Origin of the sequence: Halomonas sp. MMH1-48 (assembly GCF_022348105.1) — a bacterium.
Taxonomy (GTDB): domain Bacteria; phylum Pseudomonadota; class Gammaproteobacteria; order Pseudomonadales; family Halomonadaceae; genus Vreelandella; species Vreelandella piezotolerans.
On record NZ_JAKRFL010000004.1, the window covers coordinates 230040 to 254908 of the forward strand.

At 60.4% G+C, this 24869-nt stretch carries 23 protein-coding genes and 1 tRNA gene; 12 read left to right on the forward strand and 12 right to left on the reverse strand.

What is annotated here, in order from left to right; genetic code table 11:
• Positions 1 to 21 precede the first annotated feature (21 nt).
• The 6 genes from MHM37_RS06170 (at position 22) to MHM37_RS06195 (ending at position 6744) form a co-directional block, all read left to right on the forward strand.
• Entirely contained in the window at positions 22 to 933 is a 912-nt protein-coding gene (locus MHM37_RS06170; RefSeq protein WP_239296826.1) for a LysR family transcriptional regulator, read from the forward strand.
• The gene (locus MHM37_RS06175) at positions 930 to 1655 is read left to right on the forward strand and encodes a haloacid dehalogenase type II (RefSeq protein ID WP_239296827.1); all 726 of its coding nucleotides are present in this window, start codon (positions 930 to 932) and stop codon (positions 1653 to 1655) included. The genes MHM37_RS06170 and MHM37_RS06175 overlap by 4 nt, the downstream gene beginning before the upstream one ends.
• The gene (locus tag MHM37_RS06180) at positions 1652 to 2560 is read left to right on the forward strand and encodes a LysR family transcriptional regulator (protein ID WP_239296828.1); all 909 of its coding nucleotides are present in this window, start codon (positions 1652 to 1654) and stop codon (positions 2558 to 2560) included. Before MHM37_RS06175 ends, MHM37_RS06180 begins: the two co-directional genes overlap by 4 nt.
• A gap of 202 nt (positions 2561 to 2762) precedes the next feature.
• Positions 2763 to 3740, forward strand: a complete 978-nt coding sequence (locus MHM37_RS06185) for a TAXI family TRAP transporter solute-binding subunit (protein ID WP_239296830.1) — start codon at positions 2763 to 2765, stop codon at positions 3738 to 3740.
• Between the two features lie 98 nt (positions 3741 to 3838).
• On the forward strand, positions 3839 to 5794 hold the full coding sequence (locus MHM37_RS06190) for a TRAP transporter fused permease subunit (RefSeq protein ID WP_219862186.1): 1956 nt from the start codon (positions 3839 to 3841) through the stop codon (positions 5792 to 5794).
• Positions 5794 to 6744, forward strand: a complete 951-nt coding sequence (locus MHM37_RS06195; protein WP_239296832.1) for a D-2-hydroxyacid dehydrogenase family protein — start codon at positions 5794 to 5796, stop codon at positions 6742 to 6744. The genes MHM37_RS06190 and MHM37_RS06195 overlap by 1 nt, the downstream gene beginning before the upstream one ends.
• Before the next feature lie 73 nt (positions 6745 to 6817).
• On the opposite strand, the gene MHM37_RS06200 is transcribed toward MHM37_RS06195, so the two are convergent.
• From MHM37_RS06200 to MHM37_RS06220, 5 genes are read right to left on the reverse strand one after another with little or no spacing between them, the layout of a single operon-like run.
• Positions 6818 to 7063 (reverse strand): formate dehydrogenase subunit delta, encoded by a 246-nt coding sequence (locus MHM37_RS06200; RefSeq protein WP_239296834.1) that lies wholly within the window; start codon positions 7061 to 7063, stop codon positions 6818 to 6820.
• A gap of 11 nt (positions 7064 to 7074) precedes the next feature.
• Positions 7075 to 7995, reverse strand: a complete 921-nt coding sequence (fdhD, locus tag MHM37_RS06205; RefSeq protein ID WP_239296836.1) for a formate dehydrogenase accessory sulfurtransferase FdhD — start codon at positions 7993 to 7995, stop codon at positions 7075 to 7077.
• A complete protein-coding gene (gene fdhF, locus MHM37_RS06210; protein WP_239296837.1) occupies positions 7920 to 10805 on the reverse strand; it encodes a formate dehydrogenase subunit alpha in 2886 nt (961 codons plus the stop codon). The genes fdhD and fdhF overlap by 76 nt, the downstream gene beginning before the upstream one ends.
• Entirely contained in the window at positions 10802 to 12358 is a 1557-nt protein-coding gene (locus MHM37_RS06215) for a formate dehydrogenase beta subunit (RefSeq protein ID WP_239296838.1), read from the reverse strand. The genes fdhF and MHM37_RS06215 overlap by 4 nt, the downstream gene beginning before the upstream one ends.
• Complete coding sequence (locus tag MHM37_RS06220) at positions 12355 to 12849, reverse strand: formate dehydrogenase subunit gamma (RefSeq protein WP_239296878.1); 495 nt, start codon at positions 12847 to 12849, stop codon at positions 12355 to 12357. Before MHM37_RS06220 ends, MHM37_RS06215 begins: the two co-directional genes overlap by 4 nt.
• 138 nt (positions 12850 to 12987) lie before the next feature.
• On the opposite strand from MHM37_RS06220, the gene MHM37_RS06225 reads away from it, so the two are divergent.
• Together MHM37_RS06225 and MHM37_RS06230 are read left to right on the forward strand one after the other, a co-directional pair.
• Positions 12988 to 14064: a substrate-binding domain-containing protein gene (locus MHM37_RS06225; protein WP_239296839.1), complete on the forward strand. Its 1077-nt coding sequence runs from the start codon at positions 12988 to 12990 to the stop codon at positions 14062 to 14064.
• Positions 14065 to 14110: 46 nt separating this feature from the next.
• Complete coding sequence (locus tag MHM37_RS06230) at positions 14111 to 15163, forward strand: GlxA family transcriptional regulator (protein WP_239296840.1); 1053 nt, start codon at positions 14111 to 14113, stop codon at positions 15161 to 15163.
• Positions 15164 to 15181: 18 nt separating this feature from the next.
• Here MHM37_RS06230 and MHM37_RS06235 read toward each other — a convergent pair whose 3' ends face one another.
• Genes MHM37_RS06235 through MHM37_RS06245 form a run of 3 tightly spaced genes read right to left on the reverse strand, consistent with a single transcriptional unit; the run spans position 15182 to position 17960 of the window.
• Positions 15182 to 16444, reverse strand: a complete 1263-nt coding sequence (locus MHM37_RS06235) for a TRAP transporter large permease (RefSeq protein ID WP_239296841.1) — start codon at positions 16442 to 16444, stop codon at positions 15182 to 15184.
• Positions 16441 to 16962, reverse strand: coding sequence for a TRAP transporter small permease (locus MHM37_RS06240; RefSeq protein WP_239296879.1), 522 nt, complete (start codon positions 16960 to 16962; stop codon positions 16441 to 16443). Before MHM37_RS06240 ends, MHM37_RS06235 begins: the two co-directional genes overlap by 4 nt.
• Complete coding sequence (locus MHM37_RS06245; protein WP_239296842.1) at positions 16962 to 17960, reverse strand: TRAP transporter substrate-binding protein; 999 nt, start codon at positions 17958 to 17960, stop codon at positions 16962 to 16964. The genes MHM37_RS06240 and MHM37_RS06245 overlap by 1 nt, the downstream gene beginning before the upstream one ends.
• 154 nt (positions 17961 to 18114) lie before the next feature.
• On the opposite strand from MHM37_RS06245, the gene MHM37_RS06250 reads away from it, so the two are divergent.
• Positions 18115 to 18191: transfer RNA gene (locus tag MHM37_RS06250), tRNA-Arg, on the forward strand.
• 159 nt (positions 18192 to 18350) lie between these two features.
• Here MHM37_RS06250 and MHM37_RS06255 read toward each other — a convergent pair.
• A complete protein-coding gene (locus tag MHM37_RS06255) occupies positions 18351 to 18623 on the reverse strand; it encodes an antitoxin (protein ID WP_239296843.1) in 273 nt (90 codons plus the stop codon).
• Positions 18624 to 19491: 868 nt separating this feature from the next.
• On the opposite strand from MHM37_RS06255, the gene MHM37_RS06260 reads away from it, so the two are divergent.
• Together MHM37_RS06260 and MHM37_RS06265 are read left to right on the forward strand one after the other, a co-directional pair.
• Positions 19492 to 20313, forward strand: coding sequence for a 3-keto-5-aminohexanoate cleavage protein (locus tag MHM37_RS06260; RefSeq protein ID WP_239296844.1), 822 nt, complete (start codon positions 19492 to 19494; stop codon positions 20311 to 20313).
• 39 nt (positions 20314 to 20352) lie between these two features.
• Positions 20353 to 20754 (forward strand): nuclear transport factor 2 family protein, encoded by a 402-nt coding sequence (locus MHM37_RS06265; RefSeq protein WP_239296846.1) that lies wholly within the window; start codon positions 20353 to 20355, stop codon positions 20752 to 20754.
• A 70-nt stretch (positions 20755 to 20824) separates the two neighbouring features.
• Here the strand turns inward: MHM37_RS06265 and MHM37_RS06270 are convergent, their stop codons facing one another.
• Genes MHM37_RS06270 through MHM37_RS06280 form a run of 3 tightly spaced genes read right to left on the reverse strand, consistent with a single transcriptional unit; the run spans position 20825 to position 23805 of the window.
• The gene (locus MHM37_RS06270) at positions 20825 to 22126 is read right to left on the reverse strand and encodes an amidohydrolase (protein ID WP_239296848.1); all 1302 of its coding nucleotides are present in this window, start codon (positions 22124 to 22126) and stop codon (positions 20825 to 20827) included.
• A gap of 19 nt (positions 22127 to 22145) precedes the next feature.
• On the reverse strand, positions 22146 to 23600 hold the full coding sequence (locus tag MHM37_RS06275; RefSeq protein ID WP_239296850.1) for a sodium:solute symporter family protein: 1455 nt from the start codon (positions 23598 to 23600) through the stop codon (positions 22146 to 22148).
• Positions 23593 to 23805 carry a DUF3311 domain-containing protein gene (locus MHM37_RS06280; protein WP_139525930.1) on the reverse strand — a complete coding sequence of 71 codons (213 nt, stop codon included), beginning with the start codon at positions 23803 to 23805 and terminating at the stop codon, positions 23593 to 23595. Before MHM37_RS06280 ends, MHM37_RS06275 begins: the two co-directional genes overlap by 8 nt.
• A 167-nt stretch (positions 23806 to 23972) precedes the next feature.
• On the opposite strand from MHM37_RS06280, the gene MHM37_RS06285 reads away from it, so the two are divergent.
• Positions 23973 to 24860 carry a LysR family transcriptional regulator gene (locus MHM37_RS06285; RefSeq protein WP_239296852.1) on the forward strand — a complete coding sequence of 296 codons (888 nt, stop codon included), beginning with the start codon at positions 23973 to 23975 and terminating at the stop codon, positions 24858 to 24860.
• Positions 24861 to 24869 lie beyond the last annotated feature (9 nt).

A 24869-nucleotide genomic window follows, 5' to 3' on the forward strand; every position in this document is an offset into this window, starting at 1 on the left:
CATAACGACGTGGTAAACGTGATGCTGCGATTCGATTTTGTAACGTTGAGGCTGTTCGTCGCGATTGCCGACGAAGGGCGATTGACCGCCGCTGCCGAGCGCGAACACCTGGCGCTGGCGGCCGTGAGCAAGCGGGTGAGCGATTTAGAAACGCTGGTGGGCACCGAGCTTCTCTATCGCCGCCCCCGCGGCGTGGAGCTGACCCCGGCGGGGCGCGCGTTTCTACACCACGCCCGACGTATTTTGGAAGACGTGGCACGGCTACAGGCGGAGCTGAGCGAGTATGGGGAAGGGGTGCGGGGGCATGTGCGCATTCACTCCAATACCTCGGCCATCATTGCGTTTTTGCCGCAAGACTTGAGCGCCTTTGCCATGGAGTACCCGCAAATCAAAATCGATTTGCAGGAGCGCACCAGCAGCGAGGCGATTACTGCCGTGCGCGATGGCGTGGCGGATATTGGCATCTTCGCCAGCCACGTCGCTGCCGACGAGCTGGAAGTGCGTCCTTACCGGCGCGATCAGCTGGTGCTGGTGACTCCCCACGACCATCCGCTGGCGGTGCATGACAAACTCTATTTACATCAGGCCGCTGAGTACGATTTTGTCGGTTTGCAGCAGGATGCCTCGCTGCAATCCCTGCTCCACGAGCAAGCGAGCCAAGCGGGACGCACCCTGCGCATGCGTATACAGGTGCGCAGCTTCGATGCCATTTGCCGCATGATTCATTACGGGATGGGCATCGGCGTATTGCCGCAGCGCACGCTGTACCGCGATTTGAACGATCTCAAGCTGCGCATGATACCGCTGGCCGACGACTGGGCCACCCGCGAGCTGGTGATCGGTATGCGCCACTACGCAGCGCTGCCCGTAGTGGCTCGCCACTTGGTCGATCACTTGCTCACTTCCACAGGCACCATCGGAGAGACTCCATGACAACAACAGGCATTGCCCACGAGATTAAAGCGCTCACTTTCGATGTGTTCGGTACGGTGGTGGATTGGCGCGGTAGCGTCATCCGCGAAGGTGAACGGTTGAACCAGGCCAAAGGGCTGACTATCGACTGGGCGCGGTTTGCCGACGAGTGGCGAGCTGGTTACGCCCCCGCGATGAACCGCGTCCGCCAAGGCGAGCTGCCCTGGACCAAATTGGATGACCTGCACCGCATGACCCTCGACCGACTGCTGGTCGCCTTTGATATTGCCGAGCAGTTGGATGACGCCGAAAAAGCGCATCTCAACCGCGTGTGGCACCGCTTGAGGCCCTGGCCAGACAGCGTGGACGGTCTAATGCAACTCAAACAGCGCTATATCTTGGCTACGCTCTCCAACGGCAATGTTTCGCTGCTAGTGAACATGGCGCGCCATGCGGGGCTACCCTGGGACTGCGTGCTCTCCTCGGAGCTTGCCGGGCACTATAAGCGCGACCCGGAGGTGTACCACATGGCGGCCAATCTCCTCGACCTGAAGCCGTCGCAAATATTGATGGTCGCCGCCCATCAAGACGATTTGCAGGCCGCTCACCGGGAGGGTATGCGCACCGCCTTCGTGAAGCGCCCGTTGGAGTTTGGGCCCGATGCCACGCCGGACTTGAGCGTCGACCCCTGCTTCGATTTGGTCGCAGAAGACTTCCTCGACTTGGCGCGGCAGCTCTCATGAAACTCGATCCCACCTCGCTCAAGCTGTTCGTGAAAGTGGCCGAGCTGGGCACCATCACTGGCGCGGCGGATGCATCGTTCATGGCGACCTCTGCGGTGAGTAAGCGCCTGAGCGAGCTGGAGGCGTACTTCAATACGCCGTTGCTCAAGCGCAATAACCGGGGCATCGAGCTAACGCCTGCGGGCAGCGCACTGCTCAATCTTTCCCGAGGCGTTCTGCACAACTTAGAAGACCTCGACCTGCAGATGCGCGATTACGCCAGCGGCCAGCGAGGCATCGTGCGGGTCTTCGCCAATATGTCGGCGATCACCCAATACCTGCCCCATGAAATGCGTGCCTTTTTCGAGCGGCATCCGGATATTGGCGTGCAGTTGGAAGAGAAGGTCAGCCCGATCATCACCCGTGAAGTGATGAACAACAACGCCGACATCGGGGTCTGCGCGCAGATGCTGCACGGCTATGACCTGATCGAGTTCCCCTACCATGTCGATGATTTGGTGCTGGTGGTGCCCCAGCATCACCCGTTGGCCACGCGGGAGAAGGTGTTTTTTCAAGAATGTTTGGACTACCCCCACGTGGGTCTACACACCGCCAGCGCAATTAACTTAGAGATCATGCGGGCGGCCAGCCTAGCCAACAAAACGCTACGTATTCGTATTCAGGTGACCAGCTACGATGCGCTCTGCCTGATGGTTCAGGCGGGGCTAGGCGTCGGCGTGCTGCCTCGTGGGGCGATTCGTCAGTACGTGGATGGGCTCAACGTGACCGTGTTACCGATCGAGGACGACTGGGCACGGCGCAAGCTGAGTATTTATGTCAAAGATTTAGACCGACTTTCCATGGCGGCGCGAGTGCTGGTGGAGCATTTGACTCAGGCCGCCAACGGCGCTTCAACGACGCTTTGACGCCACGTTGGTGGCGCTGCTTTCGCGTTTGGAGAAGGCAGGTTCATCAATGACCAATGTACAGCTCTCTGGATTGGCGGTATCACTTTAGTCACCGTTAAGCGACTCCCCTTGCTGACTCGGTTCTCGGGAGAGGTGCAGTTCAGGCCTCCCACAGCACACAACATCACAACATGCTTCCCGACGCTTTGAGGACATAACAATGATGACGCTAAAATTACGCCACGTACTTCCTGCTTCTCTGCTGGCCGTCAGCGCGCTGACCGCTGCGACTGCCCAAGCGCAAACGGCACTCAACATGGGTTCGGTGCCGACGGGCACGGGTTGGTTCTTTGGTATTTCTGAAGGCGCACGGGTGATCAGCGCCAACACGCCTTACGAAATTACCGTGCGGGAAACCGGCGGCACCCGCGAAAACGCCATACGCCTCACCAACGGTGAACTGGATCTGGCCTTCACTGAGGCGTTAGTGGGCTACGAACAGTACAACGGAGAAGGCCGCTTTGCCGATATGCCCAACCCCGATGTGCGCTTGGTGTACTGGATTGCGCCTTCGACCATGCACTGGGCCGTTCGTCAGGACAGTGGCATCGAGACCTTCGAAGACCTCAACGGTGAGCGCTTCAACCCCAGCAGCATCGGCGGGGGTGGCGAGTACATCACCGAGCAGGTGTTCGGCATCCTAGGCATCGAGCCCGATTTCCAGCGCATGCGCGTCAACGATGCGGCGGAAGGGGTCACCGATGGTCGTTTAGTGGGCTTTAGCTATAACGGCGTACCGCCCATTCCGCTGTTCACCGAAGTGCACTCCTCGCGGCCGCTACAGCTGCTGTCACTCACCGATGAGCAAGTATCGACGGTGACCGCTGAGCTGCCCTTCCTGTCGCCCGCCATCGTGCCGGCCGACACCTACACCGGCATGAGCGAAGCGCAGTCGCTGGGCATTTACATGGGCATTGCGGCCACCACCGACCTCGATGCCGACACCGTGTATGAACTCACCAAAGCCTACTGGGAAAATCACGACGAAGTGGCTGCTTCCTTCAAACCTGCGGGCAGCGTCGATCCTCAAACCGTGGTCGATACGGCCACCTTCCCGCTGCATGCTGGCGCGCTGCGCTACTACCAGGAATTAGGGCTGGAGATCCCCGCCGACATCATTCCACCTGAAGCGCAGTAACCCGCCCATGCCCCCCGCTCCTCTACGGGCGGGGTGGTTTGCTACTAGCCTGACGCGCCGCCTAGCCTCCCCTTGATAGGCGGCGCGGGAGTTCCCCCATGGAAACCGCAAAAGAATCAGTCGTCGAAAAATACCAGGAGGATGCAGGCAAGCGGCAGCTTACCGGCGCCTGGTTTATGGTGGCCCGCACGGCGGCGGTGGCAATGGCCATTTTCCACCTCTATACCGCCGTCACTGGGCCGGTGAACACCCAAAATGCGGTGCATTTGCTGTTTGCGCTGCCGTTGATCTTTCTGGCGTACCACTGCCGCGTGCGGGATACCCAGCGCATTCCGTGGTTCGATGTCATTCCGATTTTATTGAGCGTGGTGATCAGCGCCTATTACGTTTATCACTTTGATCGCATCATTTATCAGCTGGGCTACTTAATGCCCACGACGCTGGATCTTGTCTTCGGCGTGAGCGCGATTCTACTGTTGCTGGAAGCCTGCCGTCGGGCGATTGGCCTCGCGTTCCCCATTTTGGTGTTGATTGCGTTGGCCTATGCCGCCTTTGGGCAACATCTGCCTGGCGTCTGGGGGCACGGTGGGTTCCGCTGGGATGACCTCGTTGCCACCTTCTATTTAGGGCCGACCGGCATTTTCGGCAGTCTGATGCGCACCTCGTCTACCGTCATTGTCGTGTTCATCATGTTTGGCGCGCTTTTGGTCACCACCGGTGGCGGTGACACCTTCATGCGTCTCTCCAATGCCGCGACGGGCGGTATGGCAGGTGGCCCTGCCAAAGCCGCTACGCTGTGTAGCGCGATGTTCGGCAGCATCAGCGGCAGTACCGCCGCCAACGTCGCCACTACCGGCGTATTCACCATTCCGCTGATGAAGAAAAACGGCTACAGCGCGCGCTTTGCGGCCGCCACGGAGGCCTCTGCCTCGACGGGTGGGCAAATCCTACCGCCGATCATGGGCGCCGCGGCGTTCGTGATGGCCGATGTCATCTCCACGAGCTATTTGGATATCATCAGCGCCGCGCTGATTCCTGCGCTGTTGTTCTACCTTGCCATTTGGATGAGCGTTCACTTCGAAGCCAAACGCCTGGGGTTGAACCCGATTCCGAAAGACCAGCGCCCGACGCTGCGGGAGGGGCTTTTCAATGTCGAAACCCTGCTGCTGCCGCTGGTGGTGCTGATTACCATGCTGGTGCTGCGCTACACGCCCACTACCGCCGCCGTGGCGGCTTACTTCACCGCCATGGGGCTGTACCTGGTGTCGCCGCGCAGCCAAGGCACGCTCTGGGAGCGGGTGAAATCGCTACCGGCCGCGTTGGAAGCCGGGGCAATGACCGCGGCGATGATTGCGGTCATCATCGGCAGCGTAGCGATCATTGCGGCGGTGATCAGCATCACCGGGCTTGGGCTGAAAGTCTCCTCGCTGATTTTGATGGTGAGCGGCGGTGACGTGCTGGTCACACTGCTACTAGCGATGGTGGTGGCCATCATTCTCGGTATGGGCTTACCCACCGTGGCCGCCTATATGCTGGCGGCGTCAGTGGTCGCCGCTGCGTTCGTCGAGGCGGGCTTGCCGAGCCTCTCTGCTCACCTCTTCATTCTCTACTTTGCGATTTTGTCGGGTGTGACGCCTCCGGTGGCGCTGGCGGCCTACATTGGCGGGGCGATTGCGGGATCCCACTGGTTCCGTACGGCACTGACAGCGACGAAAATTTCCTTGGGCGGTTTCCTGATTCCGTTTATGTTTATCTACCATCCGCCGCTGCTCGGGCAGGGCTCCAAGCTGGACATCGCCATGGCGGTGGCCTCGGGAGTGCTGGGCATCATCGCCTTGGCGGCCTCGACGATCGGCTACTTTGCCCGCCCCTGCTCCTGGATAGAGCGCGGTTTGCTGCTGTTTGCCGCGCTGATGCTGATCAACGGTCAGGTCATGACGGACGTCGTAGGTATTGCCGTCATCGTCGGCATCTTCGCCTGGCAGCGGTTTTTCAGCCATGCCGCTAAAGGGGATCGCTCTTTAGCGCGTTCACCGAGCAAGGAGCCGCTTTGATGCACATCGTCATTCCCGATGATTACCAGGATTGCGTGCGTGAACTCGATGCCTTCGCCAAGCTGGCGGGGCACCGGGTCACCATTTACAACGACACCGTCAGCGAGGAAGACGCGCTGGTCGAGCGCTTTCAAGACGCCGACGCGCTGGTGCTGATTCGCGAGCGCACGCCGATCACCGCGTCGTTGCTGGCGCGGCTACCCAAGCTCAAGCTGATCAGCCAAACCGGCGGCGGCGCGGCCCATGTGGACATGGCCGCCTGCCGCGAGCACGGTGTGGTGGTACTGGCCGGTACCGGCTCGCCCTTTGCGGCGGCCGAGCTGACCTGGGGGCTGGTGCTCTCGGCCATGCGACGCATTCCCGAAGAGATGGCAAACCTCCAGGCAGGCCGCTGGCAGCGGACCCTGGGCACTGGCTTGAAAGGGCGCACGCTGGGCGTATTTGGCTACGGCAAAATTGGTCAGTTGGTCGCCCGCTACGGCCAGGCGTTTGAGATGAACGTGCTGGTATGGGGACGTGAAGGCACCCGCCAGCGGGCCGCTGCGGCGGGGCTTGAGGTCGCGGCCTCGCAAGAGGATTTCTTCCAGCGCAGCGATGTGCTCAGCCTGCACCTGCGCTTGAACCCGGAAACCCGCGGCATCGTCACGGCCGCGAATTTGGCCAGCATGAAGCCAACCGCCGTGCTGGTGAATACCAGCCGCGCGCCGTTAGTGGAGGCGGGCGCGTTGGAAGCAGCGCTGAAAGCGGGTCGCCCTGGCATGGCCGCCGTGGACGTGTTCGATGAAGAACCGGTGGTGGAACATACGCTGCTGGCGCTGCCCAACTTTCTGGCCACGCCTCACCTGGGCTATGTAGAGAAAGATAGCTACGAGCTCTATTTTGGCGATGCGTTCAATAACGTACTGGCGTTCGACGCAGGCCAGACCGGGCATAATTTGGCTGAGGCTTGATCTGTCCCATCATGACGACGCAAACGGGGGTGGTCGACTGGCCACCCCCGTTTGTATCTGCGCGCCCGATTTACTACCCCGCCTGGCGCTCGGCGAGCCGCTCACTGAGTAGAACGACGGCACGTTTCGCCAGTGGAGAGAGCTCGGTATCGTCGTGCTCCAGGGTGGCGACCAGGCGCTGCTTCATCGAGCGCGCCCAGAACGTCTCCAGATGACGGCAGGTGGCGGCAGCGGCAGCCTCCTCATCGCGGCCGCCGCCCAGGTTGGCGGCGATCTGATTGGTCATGTTGACCAGCTGCATTTCGTGGTTCGACGACATGGTGTGGCTCCTTAGCCATGGGCCACCGCCGCCGTGGCGGGGCGATGATAGATCAAGTGGCGGCCGGGCCGTGCAAAGCCTGCCAGAAAGAGCCCTGCGGTTTGGGCCTGCTCAACGGCCAGCGACGTCGCCGCCGAGACGGCCACCAGGGCGCCGATGCCCACGCTGGCACATTTATGGACCATCTCGTAGCTGGCACGGCTGGTGACCAGTACGAAGCCGCTGGCCAAAGGCGCGTTCTCGCGCGCTAGGGTACCGATCAGTTTGTCGAGGGCGTTATGGCGCCCCACGTCCTCGCACACCCGCTGAACGCGTCCCTGCAGATCGCACCAGGCCGCGCCGTGGCTGGCGCCCGTCACGGCCTGGAGCGGCTGGTGGGCGAACAGCTCCTGAAGCGCGCGCTGGATGGCGGCGTCGCTCAGCGACGGCGCGGTGACCGCTGGAATCGGACGGATGGCCTGCTCCAGCGCTTCGGTGCCGCACAGCCCGCAGCCGGTCCGCCCGGTCAGGCTGCGCCGCCGCTGCTTGAGCTCGGCCATTCGCTGACTGGCAATGGTGAGGTGAATGGCCAGGCCGCCGGATGCTTCGTGAACCTCTAGGTCGTAGCACTCGTCGACGCTGTGCAGAATGCCTTCGGTCAGGCTAAACCCCAGCGCGAACGCCTCCAAATCCGTCGGGCTGGCCATCATCACCGCGTGCGAAATTCCGTTGTAGACCAGCGCGACCGGCTGCTCCAGGGCCAGGCCATCCTCGTGGGTGTCGGCATGCCAGCCGTTGCTGCCGCGGCGCTCCTCCACCGGCAGGCGCATGAGCGCGGCCTCGGCCGAAGCCGAGGCATGGCGGGCGTCCGCTGCGCTCATGACGCCTCCTGGTGCGCCTTGGCCAAATGGTCGCGCTGGGCCTGATCGAAGGCGTTGAAACGCTGTTGCCAAGCCGATGGCTGGCTGACTTTTTCTACCTGCACGGCGGTCACTTTGTATTCGGGGCAGTTGGTGGCCCAGTCCGAGTTGTCCGTGGTGATCACGTTCGCCCCGCTACCTGGATGGTGGAAGGTCGTATAGACGACTCCGGGCTGCATACGTTCGCTGAGTCGGGCGCGCAGCACCGTCTGGCCTGAGCGGCTGGTAATACCCAGCCAGTCGCCGTCGCGCACGCCGCGTACCTCGGCGTCAGACGGGTGTAGCTCCAGCACGTCCTCGTCGTGCCAGTACTGGTTGTCGGTGCGCCGGGTCTGGGCGCCCACGTTGTACTGGCTGAGAATGCGGCCGGTGGTGAGTAGCAGCGGGAAGCGGCGGTTGGTGCGCTCTTCCGTCGCCACGTACTCGGTGATCGCAAAGCGGCCCAGGCCAATGGGGAATTCGTGCTCGTGCATGGTCGGCATGCCCAGCGGGTAGTCGGCGTTACATGGCCACTGCAGGCTGCCGTGCTCCTCCAGCTTGGCGTAGCTAACGCCCGCGAAACTCGGGGTGAGCTGCGCGATCTCATCCATGATCTCGGAGGGGTGGGTATAGTGCATCGGGTAGCCCAGGGCGTTGGCCAGCGCCTGGGTGACTTGCCAATCTTCCATACCGGCTAAGGCGGGCATCACTTTACGTACCCGGTTGATGCGCCGCTCGGCGTTGGTGAAGGTGCCGTTCTTCTCCAGGAAGCTCGATCCCGGCAGCAGTACGTGGGCGAACTTGGCCGTCTCGTTGAGGAAGATATCCTGCACGATCAGGCAGTCCAGCGACGAGAGCGCTGCCTCGACGTGCTGGGTGTTGGGGTCGGACTGGGCAATGTCCTCGCCCTGTACGTAGAGCGCCTTGAAGCTCCCTTCGATGGCGGCATCGAACATGTTGGGAATGCGCAGGCCCGGCTCGTCGTCGAGCTTCACGCCCCACACGGCCTCGAAGCGGCCACGGGCGATGGGGTCGGCGACGTGCTGGTAGCCCGGCAGCTCGTGGGGGAAAGAGCCCATGTCGCAGGAGCCCTGCACGTTGTTCTGGCCGCGCAGCGGATTCACACCCACACCTTCACGGCCGATGTTGCCGGTGGCCATGGCGAGGTTGGCGATGCCCATCACCATGGTCGAACCCTGGCTGTGCTCGGTGACGCCCAGGCCGTAGTAGATCGCGCCGTTATCGGCGGTGGCGTAGGTGCGTGCCGCTTGGCGAACGGCCTCGGCGGGCACGCCGGTGATGTTTGCGCTGGCTTCCGGCGAGTGGCGCGGGTCTTCGATGAAGGCGCGCCAGCTCTGGTACGCCTCGCTATCGCAGCGACGGGCGACGAATGCCGTGTCTTCGAGGCCTTCGCTGATCACCACGTGGGCCAGCGCGTTGACCAGCGCGACGTTGGTGCCCGGGCGCAGCGGCAGGTGCTGCGCCTCGCCCATGTGCGGCGTTTTCAAGAGATCGATACGGCGCGGGTCGGCGACGATCAGCTTGGCGCCCTGGCGCAGGCGCTTGCGCATTTGCGAGGCAAACACCGGGTGGGCGTCGGTGGGGTTGGCGCCGATCACGATGATCGCGTCGGCCTTCATCACCGAGTCGAAGGTTTGCGTGCCGGCCGACTCGCCCAGCGTGGTCTTCAGGCCGTAGCCGGTGGGCGAGTGGCATACCCGCGCGCAGGTATCGGTATTGTTGTTGCCGAACGCCGCACGAATCAGCTTCTGAACCAAATAGGTCTCTTCGTTGGTGCAGCGGGAAGAGGTGATCCCCCCGATGCTTTCGCGACCGTAGCGCGCCTGGGTCTCCTGTAGGCGGCGGGCGGCGAAACCGATGGCCTCCTCCCAGGAGACGCTGCGCCAAGGCTGGTCGATGCTGTCACGGATCATGGGCTCGCGGATGCGATCCTTGTGCGTGGCGTAGCCGAAGGCGAAACGTCCTTTGACACAGGAGTGACCGTGATTGGCGTCGCCGCCTTTGTAGGGCACCATGCGGATCAGCTTGTCGCCCTTCATCTGCGCTTCGAAGGAGCAGCCCACGCCACAGTAGGCGCAGGTGGTCACCACGCTTCTGTCCGGCACGCCCTGGTCGATCACGCTCTTCTCCATCAGCGTGGCGGTGGGGCAGGCCTGCACGCAGGCGCCGCAGGAGACGCAGTCCGAGTCCATGAAGGCGTCGTTCTGGCCCGCCGACACCTTGGAGTCGAAGCCCCGGCCGTCGATGGTCAGCGCGAAGGTGCCCTGCACCTCGTCACAGGCGCGCACGCAGCGCGAGCAGACTATGCACTTGCTCGGGTCGAAGGTGAAGTAGGGGTTGGATTCGTCCTTGACGGCTTCCAGGTGGTTCTCGCCGCTGAAGCCGTAGCGCACCTCGCGCAGGCCGACGCTGCCCGCCATGTCCTGCAGCTCGCAGTCGCCGTTGGCCGGGCAGGTCAGGCAGTCCAGCGGGTGGTCGGAGATGTAGAGCTCCATCACGTTGCGGCGCAGCTTGGCGAGCCGCGCGTTTTGTGTCGTTACCCTTATGCCTTCCGCTACTGGCGTGGTGCAGGAGGCGGGCAGGCCACGACGCCCTTCGATTTCGACGGCGCACAGACGGCAAGAGCCAAACGCCTCGAGGCTGTCAGTGGCGCAGAGCTTGGGGATGCTGATATCGGCAAGGGCGGCGGCGCGCAGTACGGAGGTGCCTTCCGGCACGCTAAGGGTGACACCGTCGATCTCGAGGTTGACGCTGGCCGCACCGGCGGCTGGCGCGGGGGTGCCGAAGTCGCGGCTGAAGTCGACGCTGTTGGCCTGACGGCGGGGATCGAAATGTTGGATCATGAGTACTCTCCATTCGCCGGGCGCTGGAAGTCGCCGGGGAAGTGTTTCAACGCGCTCTGTACCGGGAAGGGGGTCATGCCGCCCATGGCGCAGAGCGAGCCATCCACCATCGTGTCGCAAAGGTCGCTCAGCAGCGCGAGGTTGGCCTCACGATTGTCGTCCGCGCGAATGCGGTCGATCACCTCCACGCCACGGGTCGAGCCAATGCGGCAGGGGGTGCACTTACCACAGGACTCCACCTTGCAGAACTCCATCGAGAAGCGCGCCTGCTCGGCCATGTCGACGCTGTCGTCGAACATCACCACGCCGCCGTGACCAATGCCTGCGCCTACCTCGGCGAAGGTTTCGTAATCCAGCGGCATGTCCCACTGGCTCTCGGGCAGATAGGCGCATAGCGGGCCGCCTACCTGGACGGCGCGCAACGGCTTACCGGTGAGCGTGCCGCCACCAAACTCCTCCATCAGCGTGCGCAACGTGGTGCCAAAGGCCAGCTCCACCAGTCCGCCGCGCTTGACGTTGCCCGCTAGCTGCAGGGCCAGCGTGCCTTTCGAACGGCCCATGCCGTAATCCGCGTAGGCGCTGCCGCCCTCGGCAAGAATGAACGGCACGGCGGCCAGCGAGAGAACGTTATTGACCACGGTGGGGCGGCCGAAGAGCCCCTCGATGGCGGGTAGCGGCGGTTTGAAGCGCACCAGGCCGCGCTTGCCCTCCAGGCTTTCGAGTAGCGAGGTTTCCTCGCCGCAGATATAGGCACCGGCCCCCAGGCGGACTTCCAGATGGAAGGTGTGGCCGCTCTGGCGAATGTCGTCACCCAGGTAGCCCGCTTGTTCGGCGCGGGCGATGGCCTCGTCGAGCACTTTTTTCGCCAGCGGGTACTCCGAGCGCAGGTAGATATATCCCTGGGTGGCGCCCACGGCGAGCCCGGCGATGGTCATGCCCTCGATGAGCATGTAGGGGTCGCACTCCATGGCCAGTCGGTCGGCGAACGTACCGGAGTCGCCCTCGTCGGCATTGCAGACGATGTACTTCTGGTCGGCGGGAGCATCCAGTACCGTTTGCCACTTGATGCCGGTGGGGAACGCCGCCCCGCCGCGCCCGCGTAGCCCGGACGCCTTCACTTCATCAACGATGGCCTGAGGCGTCAGCGTTAGCGCGGCCTCCAAACCGGCGAAACCGCGGTGGGCTTGATAGTCGTCGATGGAGAGCGGGTCGGTGATACCGATACGGGCAAAGGTCAGGCGCTGCTGACGGGCGAGGTGCTCGATCTCGTCGACCGGCCCCAGCGCTAGCGGGTGACTAATGCAGCCTTCCAGCAGGCCGCTATCGAGCAGCTCGGGGACGTCGCTAGGCGTGACCGGCCCGTAGGCGAAGCGCCCTTTGGGGGTCTCCACCTCGATCATGGGCTCTAGCCAGAACAGCCCTCGCGAGCCGTTGCGCACCAGCGTAATGCCCTCGTGCCGGGCGGCGGCGTCGCGCTCCAGGCGGCGCGCGATGGTATCGGCACCCAATGACAGCGCGGTGGTTTCACGGGGAACGAAGACGCGCACGCTCATGAGATCATCTCCAGGGGTTGCGTCTGTAGCTCGTCCATCAGGTCATCGAACGCCTCGGGCGTGATGCGGCCGCGTACCTCGTCATTCACGCGGACCGACGGGCCGCAAGCGCAGTTGCCCAGGCAGTAAACGGCTTCCAGGGTGATCTCTCGATCCGGGGTGGTCTGGTGGTAATCGACCCCCAGGCGCGCCTTCACGTGGGCCTCGAGCGCCCGACCGCCCACCGCCTGGCAGGCTTCGGCGCGGCACACCTGTACCACGTGGCGGCCCGGCGGAGTGGTGCGAAAATGGTGATAAAAGGTAATGACGCCGTGCACCTCCGCGCGGGTCGTGTGCAGCGACTCGGCGATCAGGGGAATGGCGTCGGACGGCACGAAGCCAAAGCGATCCTGCAGCGCGTGGAGGATCGGCAGCAGCGCGCCTGGTAGGTGTTTGAGCGCATCGATCTCGGCTTGGATCGACGGCAGCGACCATTTTGGAGACCCGTTCATCATGTCTCTCCCCGGTGCAAATTGTTGATTATAAATATGCACGTTTTTGCCTATATTTGAATGGTCATTTCGCGTGCATCACGGTTAATTTCACGCTAGCATCAAGTTACGAGCTAAAAAATATGAAAGTTTGTGCCAATGAAAAAAATCTCCGTCATCCCTAGCTGGTGCTTTCGAGACGAAGCGGGAAATCAGCTCGATTTACAGCTACTTCGCCTGCTGGGCGCGGTATATCGATGGGGTAAGTTAACCCAGGCGGCCGAAGAGGTGGGTATCTCATACCGGCATGCCTGGAACTTATTGCGTCAGGGGGACGATTTTTTTGGCGTGCCGCTCGTGGAACTCCAACGGGGACGCGGCGCCAAGCTATCGCTGCTCGGCGAAAAACTGCTGTGGGCCGAACAGCGCGCGATGGCTCGTCTAGGGCCACAGCTGGAGAGTCTCGGCTCGGAGCTCAACCTCACCATTCAGCAGCTTTGCCAGGGAGCCTCGTCGGTGCTGCGCCTGCACGCCAGCCACGGCTTTGCGGTGGAGCTGTTGCCCAAGCACCTGGAAGCGCTGTCGCTGGACCTGCAGTACTGTAGCCCCCATGAGTCGCTGGCCGCGCTCGAACGGGGGGCGTGCGACGTGGCTGGGTTTCACCTGCCGCGCGGCTCGGTCGGTGAGCGCGTGCGGGCCACCTATGACGGTCTACTCAAGCCCCAGCAGCATCAGGTGATCGGCTTCATCGCCCGCACCCAGGGGCTGATGGTGGCCCCAGGAAACCCGCTGGGTATCGACGCGATCACCTCGCTGAACGCGAGTGGCATTCGCTTCGTGAACCGTCAGCTCTCGTCCGGCACGCGTTCGCTGCTAGACTGCCTATTGGAAGAGTCGCAAGTACCTAGCCACCAGATTCGCGGCTTCGATATCGAGGAGTACACCCACTCCGCCGTCGCCGCCTACGTGGCAGCGGGCATGGCCGACGTCGGTTTTGGGGTGGAGGCGGCCGCGCAAAAATTTGGTCTCGATTTCATTCCGCTGGCCACCGAGGATTACCTGCTGGCCTGCCACCACCGTGCATTGAAAGAACCCCGCGTTCAGCTCTTTCTGAAAACGCTGCGCGGGGCGCCTTTCCGAGAGGCCGTCAGCCAGCTACCGGGCTACGCTCCTAGCCGGTGCGGTGAGGTGATGTCGGTAGACGAAGTGCTCGACGCGATCGACCCTCCTTCGTAAACGAGGTTCGAGAAAAACCACGGCTGCCAATGAACATCGAGGCCACATGCGAGACCGGTTCTCCAGCACGTTAAAGAGCAAGAATTTGCCCTACATTACACCTTCCGATGAGCGTGACACGCCCCATGGCACGCGTCGCGTCGCGTTCGTGTTGCTGGAGCACTTCTCGATGATGGCGTTTACCGGCGCGGTGGATGCGCTGGTGACCACCAATCTGATGAAAGCCGCCACGCTGTACGACGTGGTGGTGGTGGGCGGCGAGTCGGGTGCCACGGTGTCCGATTTGGGCATCGAGGTGGCCACCGACCTGTCGCTCGACGCGTTCGATAGCGCCGCACCGCCGGTCGATGTGTTGATCGTTTGCGGGGGGCTGCGCGTGCAGCCCAAGTCGACGCCGCTGCTACGCAACCGGCTGAGAAGCGCCGATGCTCAGGGCATCGTGCTGGGTGGGCTGTGGAACGGTGCCTATTTTCTGGCGGAGGCGGGACTGCTGAGCGGTTATCAGTGCGCTTATCATCCGGATGGCCGGGCGATGATGGCCGAGCAGTTTTGGGATGTCGCCGTGACCAGCCGTAGCTTCATCGTGGACCGCAACCGGCTGAGCTGCGCCGGTGCCAGCAGTTCGCTGAGCATGATGCTCGAGGTGGTGCGCGCGGACTGCGGCAACGCCGTGGTCGCGGCGGTGGAGGAGATGTTGAGTTGCGACAAAGGGCTCGATTCGCCGGATATTTCGACGCTCAACGTCGACCAAAACCCGACCCTGCCCGAGAAGCTCAAAGTCTCCTTGCAGCTCATGAAAAACAATATCGAAGAGCCGCTGACGATTGCCGAAATCGCCAACTGGGTCAACATTTCGCGACGTCAGTTAGAGCGTATGTTTTGCACGTACGTCGATGCCAGCCCCTCGCGCTACTACATGGAGCTTCGCTTGACCCGCGCGCGGCAGCTGCTGCAGCAAACCAACAAGCCCGTGGCCGAGGTGGCGGTGGCCACGGGCTTCGTCAGCATCTCCCATTTTCGCAGCTGTTTTTATCAACTGTTCGACGTCACGCCCGGCCAGTTTCGGAAGTCGTGCCAAGCCAGCGGCCACGCGCAGTAAATCGCGCGGTGCTTGGCGTCAGCTTCCCGACCAGCCCAGCAGGATAGGCACGTAAACCACCAGCAGCAGCACGCCAATCAGCCCTAGCAGATAAGGGATGATGGCGCGGGTGATCCGCTCCAGCGGCAGTTGGGTCACGGACGACGCCACGTACAGGTTGATCGCCACGGGCGGGGTAATCATGCCAATCGATAGCCCCACCACGATGATCAGCCCGAAATGGATCGGGTCGATGCCCAGCTGCAGCACCAGCGGCAGCAGTACCGGTGTGAGGATGATCAAAGCGCTGGCCGTTTCGATGAATACCCCAGTGAGCAGAATGATTCCCACGATCAGTAGCATGATCACGTAAGGGTTGGTGGAGAGCGACAGCACCGCTTGGGCAATCGCGCCGGGCACCTGCCAGCTAGAGAGCGTCCAGCTCAGCACCGCTGACATCGCAATCACCAGCATGATCACCGCCGTGGTCATCGCCGAGCGAATCAACAGCTTGTACACCTGTGGCAGGGTCAAGTCGCGATACACGAAGAGCGACACCAGCAGGGCGTAGTTCACCGCCACCACGGCGGCTTCCGACGGCGTGAAAATCCCCGAAAAGATGCCCCCTAGAATGATCACCGGGGTCATCAAGCCCCAGCTCGCGGCCTTGAGCGTGCGCCACATGGTGGCCAGCGACAGCGGGGTTCCTTTCGGGTACTGGCGTTTGTACGCCTGGGTAATGGCGATGGCCATGAGGGCCACGCCCATCGCCAGCCCCGGCACAAAGCCGTTCAAGAACAGTTCGGAAACCGACTGCTGGGCGATGACCGCGTAGATGATCATCGGCACCGACGGGGGGATCACCACGCCAATGGTACCGCTGGCGGCAATCAGGCTGGCCGCCGAGGCGGGGTCGTAGCCTTTGCGCTTGAGCTCCGGCACCAGGCTCGAGCCCACCGCCGCCGTGGTGGCCGCGCCGGAGCCGGAAATGGCCGCGAAGAACATGCCCGCCATGACGGACACCACCGACAAGCCGCCGCGCATGAAGCCCACCAGCGAATCGGCAAAGCTCACCAGACGCTCGCTAACCTTGCCCTGGGCCATTAAATCCCCGGCCAGGATGAACATCGGAATGGCCACCAGAGCAAAGGAGTTGATGCCCTGGAACATCTGCTGGGTGACCACCATCAGCGGCACGCCGGATTGATACAGCGCGTAGAGCGTGCTGGCGCCAATCGCAAAGGCAATCGGCACGCCTAGCAGCATGAACAGAAAGAACAGCCCGAACAGCAGCAGGGTCATAACGACGCCTCCTGGGACGGGGGCAGCTCGCCGTTCACCAGCAGCTCGACCATATCGACCAACGCATACCACGCCATGATCGCCGCGCAGACGGGCATCACGGCGTAGACATAGGTCATCGAGAGCCGTAGCGAAGCGGATTTCTGGAAGCTCTGCACCTGCATGTAGCGGTAGCCGATGACGATCAGCGTGATCATGAACGCCACCACGATCGCCAGCGCCGCCAGCCTGGCCAGCTTGCGCATCGGGAGGGGCAAGGCATCCACCGCGAAACTGACCGCGATATGTCGCCCGCGCTGAAACGCCAGCGTGGCCGCTAAGAAGGTGATCCACACCAGCAGAAACCGCGCGACCTCTTCGGTCCAACCCACGGCGCTGAACAGCACCCGCGAAACGATCTGTAGCGTGATCACACCGATCAACGCCGCCATGCCCGCAAACACCACGGGCTGGATGATGGCATCCAGCCCGCGTTCAATGCGTTGCAGCAGCGTCAACAGAGGCTGTGCAAACGATATCACTGTTGCAGCGCCTCCTGAATACGCGGCAGGTAGTCACCGAACTGCTCACCGTACTTCTCGTACACCGGCGCAACGGCGGATTGGAAGGCTTCCATGTCCGGCGTGTCGTTGATCTCCATGCCCGCGTCGCGCAGCGCCTGCAACTGCTCCGCTTCCATCTCTGCGTTCACTTGGCGCTCGTGCTCGGCAGCTTCCTGGGCGGCTTCTTCCAGCACCGCTTGGGCAGCCTCGGGGAGCTGGTTCCAGGCGGGCATGCCCATCACGAAGATCGCTGGTGCGTAGGTGTGGCGCGAGAGCGTCATGTAGTTCTGGGTTTCATCCAGGTTGAACGAGTGGATCACGTTCACCGGGTTCTCCTGGCCGTCGATGGTGCCCTGCTGCATGGCGGTGAGCGCTTCGGTCCAGGCCATGGGGATCGCATTGGCCCCCAGCTCGCGGAAGGTGTCGGTGTAGACCGGGTTTTCCATTACGCGGATGCGCAGGCCGTCCAGGTCTTCCGGCGAGTTAACGGCGCGTTCGCTGTTGGTCAGGTTACGAAAACCGCGTTCGGCGTAGGCCAAGCCTTTTAGGTTCACGTCCGCCAGCTTATCCAACAGCTCCTGGCCGATGGGGCCATCCAGCACGCTATAGGCGGCTTCCGGGGAAGGGAACAGGAACGGCAGTTCGAAGACCGCCATCTCTTCGACAAAGTTGGCCACCGGCCCGTTGGTGATCACGCCCATGTCCACGGTGCCGATCTGCATGCCTTCCAGCAGCGTGCGCTCATCGCCCAGCGAGGCGTTGGGGAAGATCTCGATATTCACCTTGCCATCGGTGCGCTCTTCCACCAGCTCTTCGAACTTGGTGGCGGCGATATGGAAGCCATCCTGCTCGTTGACCACGTGGGCCAGGCGCAGCGTGACCGGGTCCATATCCGCAAAATCGTTGGCGTTCGCGGCGCTGACCAGCGCCAGTGAGATGCCCAGTGCCAGCGTACTACGTGCAAATGTTTTCATTTATTATGTTCCCAATATGACCAAGGGGGTTAAGAGGTGCAAAAGTGCCCACAGAGCATGCACCACCGCAGGGAAAACGGTCAATCACAAGGCGGCCTAAAACCGCCCCGCCGCTAGACACGGCCCGCCCACACGGGTACGATACGCACCCAAAGCGCCCGTAGCTCAGTTGGATAGAGTGTCGGCCTCCGAAGCCGAAGGTCGCAGGTTCAATTCCTGCCGGGCGCGCCAAATTGACAAAACGGCCTGCGATTTCTCGCAGGCCGTTTTTGTTTGGCTGGCTTCGCTTATGAGCGATTATTTAGAATAATCCCATGCAGCCCTTGTAGCATGTGCCCCATGTAATGAAACCTAAGGCGCTACGTCATAGGCGCCGCAACAGTGTATTAGTTACCGATCCTCATGTAAGCGGCCTTCCACGTACTTGTGAAGGATACTGGCAACCAGTGTTTGATAGGGAATACCTTCGGCCAGCGCCTTCTTCTGGAGCCCCCTGAGATCCTTGGAAGAAAGCCTGATGTTGATACGGGCATCTTTTTTGAACATAGCGTCGGCGTACTGTTGATGCCGCGCTTTCCTATCCTTTACATCTGGTGCGCGCTGTATTTCATCTGCTTCAAAAGCATCCAGAATTTCCAGCTCTTCTTTATCCAACCTGCTCATTTCGGACCTCCCAAATAGGTTTTGGTCGCCTTCCGGCTCGGGATGATCGTTTTCAGAAAAACCTCATCCTCTGACTCCACGAAGGGTACGAGGTATACATACTCCTCTATCTCAATCACATGGATTTGTTGACCCGGATACCGCTCCTGATTCGGATGCTCAAACGTATCTAGGATACCTCCGATCGAGATGTGAAAAACCACATCCTCAAACGAGATATCCCTTTCCACTTGGAGAAGTTTGTTCTTCTCTGGGTTCCATGTGATCGTTTTCATAGGTGGAGCGTAGCACGTTGTGTGCTTTTTGTACTCAATTCCTGGCACCTCGTTAGGAATTTTTACCACTCAGTTGGGCCTTTATTGCCTCAACCTGTACCAAAAGGGAGCGCTTTGATACGTCAATGGCCCTCGCTCGGCAATAAGGACTAATCGTGAAATCCATTAGTCGTAAGCCATACGTCGCACGGACGAGCAAGAATACGAGGTGTTGGCAGCCTTCTCCCAAAAAGATGGGGAGTGGATAGCCCCTGGAAGCTCGGTTCATCGTTTCTGTTATGTAGGGAGGGTGTGTGCTTGGGCGGTGCGGTTTGTCCGGGTATGCACATCAACCTGAGAGGTATTGGCGGCATTGTGCGTCCGTCGTGACACTGATCTGCACGTTATTTCATGCAGGTCATTGCCATGTCGCACTCCACTGGGGACGTTGAGCCAGCGCCCTCTACTGAAGCCTCGGCTTTCAAGCCGATGTCTCTTTCTAACCCGTGACACTCGATGTCGTTGGTCGCCCTGCCGATTTGACGATTCCAGATAGACGGCCTAGAGTGTTCGTTATGCAAATTAATGTTCGCGATAAGAACAAAGAGGCTTCTATGTCCCAGCCCTGTATTATCTGTGTCGCCATTACCGGCAGCCTGCCACGCAAAGAGAACAACCCAGCCGTACCGATTACGGTCGAGGAGCAGGTTGAGAGCACCCAGGCAGCGTTCGAAGCAGGGGCGACCATTGCCCACTGCCATGTGCGCAACGATGACCAAACCCCCTCATCTGACCCAGAAAAGTTTGGCCGCCTGATGGAAGGGCTTAAGAAGCACTGCCCGGGAATGATTATTCAGCTCTCCACCGGCGGGCGTTCCGGGGCAGGAGAAGCCCGGGGTGGGATGCTCCCGCTGAAGCCTGATATGGCCAGCCTCTCGGTGGGCTCCAATAATTTCCCCAATCGTGTCTACGAGAATCCGCCCCAACTGGTGGAGTGGTTGGCCGATGAGATGCTCAAGTACGGCGTCAAGCCTGAAATCGAAGCGTTCGACCTGTCGCATATCCACCAGGCAGTGAGTCTTTCCCAGCAAGGCAAGCTAAAGACGCCGCTCTATGTGCAGTTTGTCATGGGTGTGAAAAATGCGATGCCAGCGGACAAACCCACCTTCGATTTCTACATCGAGACGCTCAAGCGGCTGGCGCCGGATGCGCAGTGGTGCGGTGCAGGCATTGGAGCCAACCAATACCTACTCAACGAGTGGTCGATTGCGGCTGGCGGCCATACGCGTACGGGGCTCGAAGATAACGTGCGCTTGGATAGTGACACCTTGGCGCCCTCCAACGCGGCCTTGGTCGAGCGCACCGTAGCCCTTTGTGAAAAGTATCGGCGCCCGGTGGCCACTTGGCAGCAAGCGCGTGAGATGCTCGGGCTATAACGATAAAAAAACAACCACTTGATAAGCAGGAGTGACGAGATGGCGGATACCACTGTGGTCGGTGATGCACCTGACATCGACGAGATCAAACGAGTCGTGCAGCTATATGTCGGTGGCTTTCGAGGCAGTAGGCAAAAGCTGGAGGAGGCGTTTCATCAGGAGGCGTGGATTTTTGCGCTGGACGCGGAGGGTGCCTTGGCGACCGATCTCATTAGCGACCGTTTTGAGCGATGGGCGAATAGCCAGCGGCAGGTCAAGAGCCGTTTCATTGCCATTACCCAGGCCGGAGAGGTCGCCAGTGTGCTGCTAGGCTTCGATAATAGCGACAACCTTGAAGATTCTTGGGTCGATGTGATTGCGCTGATCAAAATCGATGGTAAATGGAAAATTACCAATAAGACGGCTGCGCACAGCAGCCGCGCATCCTGGGCCCAGCCGTAAACGCGCGGCAAAGGCATACCGACGGAATAAAACGGCAGGGCCTCGCACTGCCGTTTCGTTTTTAACGCTGCTACGTTAGATATGCCATTGCGCCTACGACCATGGCTTCGATACCTGTGCGCAGTGTTACGTCATTGCCTGGGAAGTAGTAGGGCGAATGAGGCATTTCTAGATGACGCATTTTCTGTGAGACGTTCGTTCCTGGGGTGTTTGCCCAGCGTTCTGCGGGGGTGGCGCCAATAAACCAGTACACGTATGGAATATCCCCGCCACCAAAACCGGCTGCTTTTGCATTCCCAAAAAACGGAAAATCTTCGCTGCCGTTAAGCCGTGGCATGTCATAAAGGTTGGCGTCACCGAAATGCTCTGCGTGGGCGCGACGTACATGCTCAGCCGCTATAGCGTCGTTGTTCAAGGCGATGGTTTCATTGAGCACTTTTAATGTCGGTGGCTTGGGTGCTCTTCCCGCATCGCACTCCGCACGAACGATACGCTCGATCGACTCAACCACTTGGCTGTGTAATGCGTCATCAAAGCTGCGGATATTGATCTCAAGCTCTGCCGAGTGCGGAATGATGTTGGCCTGGGTGCCTGCGTGAAGTTTGCCGACCGTGACCACCACGGTCTCCTCCGGCGGAACCTCGCGAGCAACGACGGTCTGCAGGCGAGTGACCACATGGGCGGCAATGACCACGGGATCCACCGTTTGGGCGGGCATGGAGCCGTGGCCCCCGTTGCCGTGTATGGTAACGGCCAAATTGGTGCAAGCGGCCATAGCGCTACCCGGACGGTGTCCAACGGTGCCTGCAAGAGCGGGCATATTGTGCTGGCCAAGAATAATGTCTGGGCGAGGGAAGCGCGTATAGAGACCGTCATCAAGCATTGCTTTTGCCCCGCCAAATATCTCCTCGGCGGGCTGACAAATCAGCATCAAGGTGCCGGCCCATTGCTCTCTCAGTCCTGCCATGACGGCCGCGGTGCCGACCATGCAACTGCTGTGTAGGTCGTGTCCGCAGGCATGCATCAATGGCACTTCGCTACCATTTTCTGAGATAGCCGTTTCACAGCTGGCAAAATCTAGTCCCGTCTCTTCCTTGATGGGTAAGGCATCCATATCGCCGCGGAGCATGACCGTGGGGCCCTTGCCGTTGCGCAGCAATGCCACGACACCCGTACCCCCAACGTTGCGGCTCACCTCATAGCCAAAACTTTCCAAAGCGTCGGCGAGCCGTGCGCTGGTCTTATGTTCCTGAAAGGGCAGCTCGGGCGTTTGGTGTAACTGGCGGTAGAGCGACTGAATATCGTCGAATGCTGCCTCTAGTTGAGAGGCGATGGCTCTCTTTAACTCTAAGTGGCCTGTCTGGATACGCATGCTGTTCTCCTGGCACTTATTAAGTATGGGAAGGGGTGGGATCGGTAACAGTGGGCTTGGTGAGCCACTGCCAAACCACCACGACAGCGACGTTGAGCAGCATCGCCCAGACGCCAGCGTGCCAGCCAAAAGGAGAGCTCCAGGCGAACTCCATCAACAGGTAGGCCACGCTGCCAAAAAGAGCACCCGCCATCACGCTGGCGCGGCGCAGCTGTGGCATGAACAGCGCTCCGATCACCATAGGGAATAGCTGGACAATCAACCCGTAAGCGCCGAGTAGCAGCAGTACCAGGGATGAGGGGTTAGCCAGTGCAAACAGGTAGGCAATCAGCGACAGGGCGAGTACGCTCCAACGTGTTGCGCTGACGACCGCCTTCTCGCTGGCGTCTTTCATCATGGTGGGGCCGACCACATCGCGGACTAATACCACCGCCGCGGTATGCGCTAAGTTGGCGCCGGTCGACATAGCGGCGGCCAGCGCGCCAGAGAGCATTAAGCCGATAACCCAGGGCGAGAAGTTGGCCACGTCCATCACCATGCGCAGTAGCACTGTGTCGGAGCGCTCTAATGGTGTGTCAGCAAACACTAAGATGCCAGCAAAGCCAATAAACAGCAGCGGTACCAGTAGGTAGGCGTAGAGGGGGTAAAAGACGCTGACTTTGCGCAGCGTTTTGCCGCTATCAGCCGAGTAGAACTTCATAAACAGATGCGGCCACATGGCGCCGCCGAACGCGCTGACCAATACCGCCGTGCTGAAGTAGCCCCAGTTCATGCCCGTCGCGCCTGGCATGGTGAGGTACTCGGGCATCGTCAGTTGTATTTGGCTGAACATGTCGCCCACACCGCCGTAGAGGCGTTCGGAGATGCTAAGACCCAGGAACCAAGCGATGGCTATCATCATGATGCCCTGAATGAGGTTGGTCCAACCGATGCCGTGTAGGCCACTACAGAAGACATAAGCAGCAACCACTAAGAAAGCCAGCAGCGCACCCAGCCAGAAGGGGATCAACTCATCCGTTGCTGCCTGAAACAGCAGGCCTGCACCGGCAATCTGGATGGTGAGGTAGGGCACCAGTGCTAACACGCCAATCACGCCCGCCAACATGCCCAGCGATTTGCTTTGGTAGTAATCGGCAATCATATCGCCTTGGGTGAGGTAACCTCGCTCGCGACCTAGCTTGGCTACACGCGGCCCCATGGCCCAGATGGTGATGGGAACCAGGGAGAGGTAGGCGAGGATATAGAAGGCTGGCGCGCCATGCTGATAGCTCCAGCCCGGAGCGCCCAGGAAGGCGAAGGCGGAGAAGGTTTCAGCGCCAAGAATGAAGAACAGGATCACGACGCCCACGTGGCGACCGCCCGCGACATAACCTTCCAAGCTGGAGTTTTCCTGACCGCGAGCGCGAAGCCCCACCCATAGAATCAAGGCGAGATAGGTCAAAGTGATGCCGACAACAATGATCGAATCATTCATGGCGTCCACCTCCGTGGCGAACGGCAAAGGCGACCCACATGCCGATAAATAGAATCAGCATCCACAGGATGTACCAGAAAAATAGAAAGGGCAGTCCGAGCACGGTGGGTTCGATACGATTGGCGATCAGTGCGCCGGGCCAGATCATCGCCAGGGTGCACACCGCAAAATGCAACCCCGTTACAAGGTGGTACTTGTTGTTCATAGCAGAGTCCTGCTCGCCATGGCGAGTCTTGTTATGAGTTGTTGCTTCACTATGAAACAAGAATAGAGATACCAAAAATATAGATTTTAGATGCTAGCCATATCATATGGGTATGTTAAGTAGTAGGTTGAAGAAGAAAAGTGACTGATTGGGGGGAGATAAAAACAATGGAATTTCGCCAGTTGGAGTACTTTATTGCCGTGGTAGAAACAGGCTCAATTTCCGCTGCTAGCCGGAAAGTGTATGTTGCGCAGCCAGCGCTGACTCGCCAGATGAGGTTGTTGGAAGAGGATGTAGGTACCCAGCTTCTATATCGCCATGCTCGGGGGATTCGGCCGACGGTTGCGGGGCAAGCACTTTATAGCGAAGCCACACGGATGCTAGACGAGCGCTCTGATATCAAAGCGCGACTACTGGCACTTGGGAGCGGTCAAACGGGCAAGCTCAGTCTAGGAGTCACCGTCACGCACTTATGGGTTCCCGGAGTAGCCAAGCTCATGGGCGGCTATCGTGGTCGCTTTCCTCATGTGGCGCTGGATGTCTTTCCGCTACTTTCCGGCCCACAGTTGGATAGGCTGCAACAGGGCACCCTTGATGTCGGTATTCTTTATCTTGATGATCATGCACAGTCAGATATCGAAGCACGTTTACTGCAGCACGACTACCTGATACTTGCCGTACCCACTACCTCGACATGGGTGCAAGTGCCACCTAAAAAACTAGCAGAGCTTGCCGATGCTGAATTTGTCTGGGGGTACCGCAGCATTTCACCGGTCTATTACGATCGGGTGGTGGCGCATTTTTCGCGGTTCAACTTTGAGCCTCGTGTGGTGCAGTATGGCGCTGATAATATTACGATTCTTAGTATGGTGGCGGCTGGATTAGGGTTGGCAATCGTACCGGCCGCTAGCCGAAGTCACCCCATGCCCGGCATTCATTTTATTGAGCTGGATGAGCTAACCGCCTGTGATATGCCTCTGTGGCTAGCGTGGCGAGCGGGTAATGTATCGCCGGTGCTCGATAATTTTATCCAAATGGCTACAGAGGGGTTTTAACAAGACCGA

Coding starts and splice junctions, on each gene's coding strand:
- MHM37_RS06170 (WP_239296826.1), top strand. CDS start 22: ATGCTGCGATTCGATTTTGTAACGTTGAGGCTGTTCGTCGCGATTGCC.
- MHM37_RS06175 (WP_239296827.1), top strand. CDS start 930: ATGACAACAACAGGCATTGCCCACGAGATTAAAGCGCTCACTTTCGAT.
- MHM37_RS06180 (WP_239296828.1), top strand. CDS start 1,652: ATGAAACTCGATCCCACCTCGCTCAAGCTGTTCGTGAAAGTGGCCGAG.
- MHM37_RS06185 (WP_239296830.1), top strand. CDS start 2,763: ATGATGACGCTAAAATTACGCCACGTACTTCCTGCTTCTCTGCTGGCC.
- MHM37_RS06190 (WP_219862186.1), top strand. CDS start 3,839: ATGGAAACCGCAAAAGAATCAGTCGTCGAAAAATACCAGGAGGATGCA.
- MHM37_RS06195 (WP_239296832.1), top strand. CDS start 5,794: ATGCACATCGTCATTCCCGATGATTACCAGGATTGCGTGCGTGAACTC.
- MHM37_RS06200 (WP_239296834.1), bottom strand. CDS start 7,063: ATGTCGTCGAACCACGAAATGCAGCTGGTCAACATGACCAATCAGATC.
- fdhF (WP_239296837.1), bottom strand. CDS start 10,805: ATGATCCAACATTTCGATCCCCGCCGTCAGGCCAACAGCGTCGACTTC.
- MHM37_RS06215 (WP_239296838.1), bottom strand. CDS start 12,358: ATGAGCGTGCGCGTCTTCGTTCCCCGTGAAACCACCGCGCTGTCATTG.
- MHM37_RS06220 (WP_239296878.1), bottom strand. CDS start 12,849: ATGAACGGGTCTCCAAAATGGTCGCTGCCGTCGATCCAAGCCGAGATC.
- MHM37_RS06225 (WP_239296839.1), top strand. CDS start 12,988: ATGAAAAAAATCTCCGTCATCCCTAGCTGGTGCTTTCGAGACGAAGCG.
- MHM37_RS06230 (WP_239296840.1), top strand. CDS start 14,111: ATGCGAGACCGGTTCTCCAGCACGTTAAAGAGCAAGAATTTGCCCTAC.
- MHM37_RS06235 (WP_239296841.1), bottom strand. CDS start 16,444: ATGACCCTGCTGCTGTTCGGGCTGTTCTTTCTGTTCATGCTGCTAGGC.
- MHM37_RS06245 (WP_239296842.1), bottom strand. CDS start 17,960: ATGAAAACATTTGCACGTAGTACGCTGGCACTGGGCATCTCACTGGCG.
- MHM37_RS06255 (WP_239296843.1), bottom strand. CDS start 18,623: ATGAGCAGGTTGGATAAAGAAGAGCTGGAAATTCTGGATGCTTTTGAA.
- MHM37_RS06260 (WP_239296844.1), top strand. CDS start 19,492: ATGTCCCAGCCCTGTATTATCTGTGTCGCCATTACCGGCAGCCTGCCA.
- MHM37_RS06265 (WP_239296846.1), top strand. CDS start 20,353: ATGGCGGATACCACTGTGGTCGGTGATGCACCTGACATCGACGAGATC.
- MHM37_RS06270 (WP_239296848.1), bottom strand. CDS start 22,126: ATGCGTATCCAGACAGGCCACTTAGAGTTAAAGAGAGCCATCGCCTCT.
- MHM37_RS06275 (WP_239296850.1), bottom strand. CDS start 23,600: ATGAATGATTCGATCATTGTTGTCGGCATCACTTTGACCTATCTCGCC.
- MHM37_RS06280 (WP_139525930.1), bottom strand. CDS start 23,805: ATGAACAACAAGTACCACCTTGTAACGGGGTTGCATTTTGCGGTGTGC.
- MHM37_RS06285 (WP_239296852.1), top strand. CDS start 23,973: ATGGAATTTCGCCAGTTGGAGTACTTTATTGCCGTGGTAGAAACAGGC.